The sequence below is a fragment of the Jidongwangia harbinensis genome (assembly GCF_020216025.1).
In the GTDB taxonomy this organism is placed as follows: Bacteria; Actinomycetota; Actinomycetes; order Mycobacteriales; family Micromonosporaceae; genus Actinoplanes; species Actinoplanes harbinensis.
In genome coordinates, this window is the sequence record NZ_JAIWNC010000086.1 from 1 (window position 1) to 6057 (window position 6057).

At 74.0% G+C, this 6057-nt stretch carries 1 protein-coding gene; it reads left to right on the forward strand.

Going from position 1 to position 6057, the window contains the following annotated elements; translation table 11 throughout:
- Positions 1–6057, forward strand: a 6057-nt coding sequence (locus tag LDL48_RS42965) for a non-ribosomal peptide synthetase (RefSeq protein ID WP_225260972.1), incomplete at both ends; no start/stop codon positions are given.

Genomic DNA, 6057 nt, shown 5'->3' on the forward strand with positions numbered 1-6057 from the left:
ACCGCGCGACGCGCGGGAGGAGGTCCTGGCCGGGCTGTTCGCTCAGGTGCTGGGACTGCCCGAGGTCGGGGTGGAGGACTCGTTCTTCGACCTCGGCGGCGACAGCATCATGGCGATCCAGCTGGTTGCCCGGGCCCGCCGCGCCGCACTCGGCTTCACCGCCCGCGACGTGTTCACCCAACGCACCGTTGCCGGGCTCGCTCCCGTCTGCCGGAGCGTGTCCGCCGAGGTCACGTCGTACCCGGCACCGGTGTCGCTCGCCGACGGCGAACTGGCCGCGCTCGGCGAACGCCTTCCGGGCCTGGAAGCAGTGCTGCCACTGGCCCCGCTGCAGAAGGGACTGCTGTTCCACGACGTCTACGACGACTCCGGCGCGTACACCATGCAGCTCGCGTTCGACGTGGACGGTGCGCTGGACACCGCGGCGCTGCGGGCGGCCGCCACCGGGCTGCTGCAGCGGCACCCGAACCTGCGGGCGAGCTTCCACCACGACGGACTGTCCCAGCCGGTCGCCGTGATCACCGGCAGCGCCCAGCTGCCCTGGCGGTCCGAGGACCTGACCCACCTCACCGGCGCCGTCCAGGAAGCCGCCGTCCGCCAGCTGGAGGAGGAGGAACACGCCCGGCCGTTCCGGCTGGACGCGGCGCCGCTGCTGCGGTTCCTGCTGATCCGGCTGGGTGACCAGCGGTACCGGCTGGTCATGACGAACCACCACATCCTGCTGGACGGCTGGTCGCGTCCGCTGCTGTTCCGCGATCTGCTGACCCTGTACCGCGCGATCACCGACCCGGCGAACGCCGACGTTCCGGCGGTCCGGCCCTACCAGGACTACCTGGGCTGGCTGGCCCACCAGGACCAGACCGCCGCCGAGGAGGCCTGGCGCGACGCCCTCGCCGACCTCGCCGAACCCACCCACCTCGAGGCGCCGGAGCAGGCCGCCGGTGCCGCCGTGGAGAGCCGGCTCACCTTCGCCCTCGACGAGACGGACACCGCGGCGATCGCGGCCCGCGCCCGGCAGCTCGGCGTCACGCTCAACACCGTCGTCCAGGGCGCCTGGGCGGTGATCCTGAGCCACCTCACCGGGCAGCACGACATCGTCTGCGGCGTCACCGTCGCCGGCCGTCCCGCCGAACTCGGCGGCGTCGAGGACATGATCGGCCTGTTCATCAACACCCTCCCGCTCCGCCTGCGGCTGCAGCCCGGGGAGACCCTGCACGGCCTGCTCACCCGGCTCCAGGACGACCAGACCCGGCTGCTCGACCACCACCACCTCGGCCTCATCGACATCCAGCGGACCACCGGACACACCGACATGTTCAACACGTCGATCATGTTCGAGAACTACCCGGTGGACGTCTCCGCGCTCGACGCCGCCGCCCGCGGCAACGGCCTGCGCCTGTCCGGCCAGCGGATCAGCGACTCCACCCACTTTGCCATCGGCCTGGTCGCGGTGCCCGGCGACGCCTTCCGGTTCCACCTGCGGTACCGGCCCGACGTGCTGGACCCGCAGACCGTCGAGGCGGCCGCGGACCGGTTCCTCGACGTGCTGCGATCGATCGCCGCCGACGTCGACCGCCCGGTGGGCAGCCTCGCCGTCCTCGGCGAACGGGACACCGACCGGCTGCTGGCCGGCTGGAACGACGCGGCGCCCCGGCCGGCCACCCGGGACGAGGACGCCACGCTGCCACGGCTCTTCGAGGAGCAGGCCCGGCGTACCCCGGAGCGGACCGCGCTGCGCCACGCCGGCGCCGGACTCTCCTACCGGGAACTGAACGCCCGCGCCAACCGGCTCGCCCGGCACCTGGTCGCCGGCGGCACCGGGCCGGAGGACCACGTGGCGGTGGCCCTGACCCGGTCGGCGGACCTGGTCGTCGCGCTGCTGGCGGTGCTCAAGGCGGGCGCCGCGTACCTGCCGATCGACCCGGGCTACCCGGCCGAACGGATCAACCTGATGCTGGCCGACGCACGGCCCCGGACCGTCCTCACCACCGGCGACCTGGCGGCCCGGCTGACCGGCATCGACGCCACGGTGCTCCGCCTCGACGACGCGGCCACCGCGGCCGCCGTCGCCGCCCGGCCGGACACCGACCTCGCCGCCATCGAACGGACCGCCGTGCTGCGGCCGGACCACCCGGCGTACACCATCTACACCTCCGGATCGACCGGCCGGCCCAAGGGTGTGGTGGTCTCGCACCGCAACGTCGTCCGGCTCTTCGCCCAGACCGAACACTGGTTCTCGTTCGGCGCCGACGACGTGTGGACGCTGTTCCACTCGTTCGCGTTCGACTTCTCGGTCTGGGAACTGTGGGGCCCGCTGCTGTACGGCGGAACCCTGGTCGTGGTCCCGTTCGAGACCAGCCGGTCGCCGGAGACGTTCCTGGAGCTGCTGGCCGACGAGCGGGTCACCGTGCTCAACCAGACGCCGTCGGCCTTCTACCAGCTCGTCCAGGCCGACGCCGAGCGGCCGGAGACCGGTCGCCCGCTGTCCCTGCGCCGGGTCGTGTTCGGCGGCGAGGCGCTCGACCTGCGCCGCCTGGCCGGCTGGTACGCGCGGCACCCGGACGACGCCCCGGTCCTGGTCAACATGTACGGGATCACCGAGACGACGGTGCACGTCACGTACCAGGCACTGACCGCCCGGACGGCGGACGGGCAGGCCCGCAGCCTCGTCGGCGGCGGCATCCCGGACCTGCGGATGTACGTGCTGGACGCCGCACTGCACCCGGTCCGCCCGGGCATCGCGGGCGAGCTGTACGTGGCCGGCCCGGGTCTGGCGCGCGGGTACCTGGGGCGGCCCGGTCTCACCGCGACCCGTTTCGTGGCCGACCCGTTCGGCCCGGACGGCAGCCGGATGTACCGCACCGGCGACCGGGTCCGCTGGCTGCCCGGCACCGGCTTCGAGTTCGTCGGGCGGGCCGACGACCAGGTGAAGATCCGCGGCTTCCGGATCGAGACCGGAGAGATCGAGGCCGCCATGCTGGCCCACCCCGGCGTCGGCCGGGCCCTGGTGACGGTCCGCCGCTCACCGGCCGGTGAGGCGCGGCTGGCCGGGTACGTGACACCGGCCCGGGCGGACGACGCCGCGGCGACGGACCTGCCGCTGGAACACGTCGGCGACTGGCAGACCGTGTACGACAGCCTGTACACCGAAGGCCGCCGCCGCACCTTCGGCGAGGACTTCGTCGGCTGGAACAGCACGTACACCGGCGAGCCGATCCCGCTGCCGGAGATGCGGGAATGGCGGGACGCGACCGTGCAGCGGCTGCGGGACCTGGCACCGCGCCGGGTCCTGGAGATCGGCTTCGGTTCCGGCCTGCTGCTGTCGAAGATCGCCCCCGACTGCGAGACGTACTGGGGCACGGACGTGTCGCAGACCGCGGTCGACGAGATGAACCGGATGCTCGACGAACGCCCGGACCTGCGGGACCGGGTGAGCCTGCGGTGCCGTCCCGCGCACGACACCACCGGCCTGCCCACCGACTACTTCGACACGGTCGTCGTCAACTCGGTGCTGCAGTACTTCCCGGACGGGAACTACCTGGCCGACGTGGTCCGCAAGGCGCTGCGGCTGCTCGCCCCGGGCGGCCGGCTGTTCCTCGGCGACGTGCGCAACCCGCGCCTGCTCGACGCGCTGCACGCGACGGCCCAGGTACGCCAGGCGGGAACCCGGGAGGCGTCCCTGGTACGGGCGGCGGCGGACCACGCCCGGTCCGCGGAACGGGAACTGCTCGTCGACCCGGACTTCTTCGCCTCACTGGCGGCCGAGGAACCGCTGATCGCCGGCGTCGACCTGCGGCTCAAGCGCGGCGCCCACCACAACGAACTGACGCGCTACCGCTACGACGCGGTCGTGCACCGTGCCCCGGCGGCGGCGACCCGGCTCGCGGACGTGCCGGTGGTGACCTGGGGCTCGCAGGTCCGGTCGGTGGCCGGCGTGGCGGAACTGCTGCCGGGGTCGTCGGTGCTGCGGCTGGCCGGCGTACCGAACGCCCGGGTCGCCGGCGAGGCCGCGACGGCGCGGCTGCTGACCGACGGCGCCTCGCTGTCCGCGATCGGGGACGCCCCGGAACCGCCCGGAATCGACCCGGAGGAGTTCCACGCGGTGGCCCGGCGGCACGGCCGGGAGGCGCTGGTGACCTGGTCGAGGACCGCTCCGGACCGGATCGACGTGGTGTTCGTGCCGGCCGGCGGGGCTCCGGCCTACACCGACGTGTACCCGGCGAGCCGGGACGCGCTGCTGCCGCCCGCGAAGTACACCAACGATCCGCTGGCGCCGCGCCAGGCCGGTGCGCTCGCCGGCGCGGTGCGGTCGTTCCTCGCCGAGCGCCTGCCGGACTACATGGTGCCGGCCGCCGTCGTGGTGGTCGACGAGTTCCCGCTGACCGTCAACGGCAAGGTGGACCGGGCCAAGCTGCCCGCGCCGGAGATGACCGCGGCCGGCGGTGGCCGCCGGCCGCGCGACCGGCGCGAGGAACTGCTGTGCGGACTGTTCGCCGAGGTGCTGGGCGTGGCCGAGGTGGGCGTCGACGACTCGTTCTTCGACCTGGGCGGCGACAGCATCATGTCGATCCAGCTGGTGTCGCGGGCCCGCGCCGCGGGCGTGGTGCTGTCCGCGCGGGACGTGTTCGAGGGCAAGACGGTGGCCCGGCTCGCCGGGCTGGTGAACGACTCCGGACCGGTGGCACCGGATGTCGGCGTCGGCGACGTGCCGCTGACGCCGATCGTGTCGTGGCTGGCCGAGACGGGCGGGCCGGTCGACGGCTTCGTCCAGTCGCTGGTGCTGTCGATGCCCGCGGCCACCGACGGGAACCGGTTGCGGGCCGCGCTGCAGGCGCTGCTGGACCGGCATGACGCGCTGCGGTTGCGCCTGCGGGACGAGCCGTCCGGCTGGGCCCTGCGGGTGGAGCCGGTGGGCTCGGTCTCCGCGGACACGGTGCTGTCCCGGGTCGACGTGGCCGGCCTGTCCGCGGCGAACGTCGACGAGGCCGTCGCGGCCGGAGCGGTCGCCGCCCGCGAGGAGCTGGCGCCCGCCGCCGGAGTGATGGTGCGGGCGGTGTTCTTCGACGCCGGCCCGGAGGGGACCGGGCGCCTGCTGCTGATGGTGCACCACCTCGCGGTGGACGGGGTGTCCTGGCGGGTGCTGGTGCCCGACCTGGTGTCGGCGTACCAGCAGGCCGGCACCGGGCCGGTGGCGGTGCCGCAGGTGGGCACGTCCTTCCGGCGGTGGGCGTCGTGGCTGAACGAGCAGGCGGTGTCGCCCCGCTGGGTGGACCAGTTGCCGCTCTGGCAGTCGGTGGTGGCCGGCGGCCGGACCGGCGTGGGCCTCGGCGACCTGAGCCCGGAGGACACCCATGCGACCGCGGGCCGGGTGTCGATGGTGTTGCCGTCGTCGGTGACGGTGCCGCTGCTGACCCGGGTCCCCGGGGTGTTCCACGCGGGCGTCAACGACGTGCTGCTGGCCGGGCTGGCGCTGGCCGTCGACGAGTGGCAGCGCGGGCGCGGCGGCGTCGGCGGTCCGTTCGTGGTGGACCTGGAGGGCCACGGCCGCCAGGACCATCTCGCGCCGGGCATGGACCTGTCCCGGACGGTGGGCTGGTTCACCACCCTGTACCCGGTGCGCCTGGACGTCGGCGCGTTCGACCGGGCGTCGGCGTGGGCCGGCGGCCCGGCGGCCGGCGTGGTGCTCAAGCACGTCAAGGAACAGCTGCGCCGGATCCCGGACGACGGCCTCGGCTACGGGCTGCTGCGCTACCTGAACCCGGCGACCCGTACCCGGCTCGCTCCGGCCGGCCGGGCCGAACTGGGCTTCAACTACCTGGGCCGGTGGAGCGAACCGCAGCAGGGCGCGTTCGCGGTGCTGCCGGACGGCGCCGGCATCGGCGGAGTGAACCCGGACATGCGGCTGGCGCACGTGGTCGAGCTGAACGCGCTGGCGTTCGACGGCGACGGTGGTCTGGAGCTGCGGGCCAACTGGAGTTTCGCCGGCCGGTTGGTGGACGAGGCCGAGGTACGCAGCTTGGCGGAGTTGTGGTTCGCCGCGTTGCGGGCGCTGGCCGG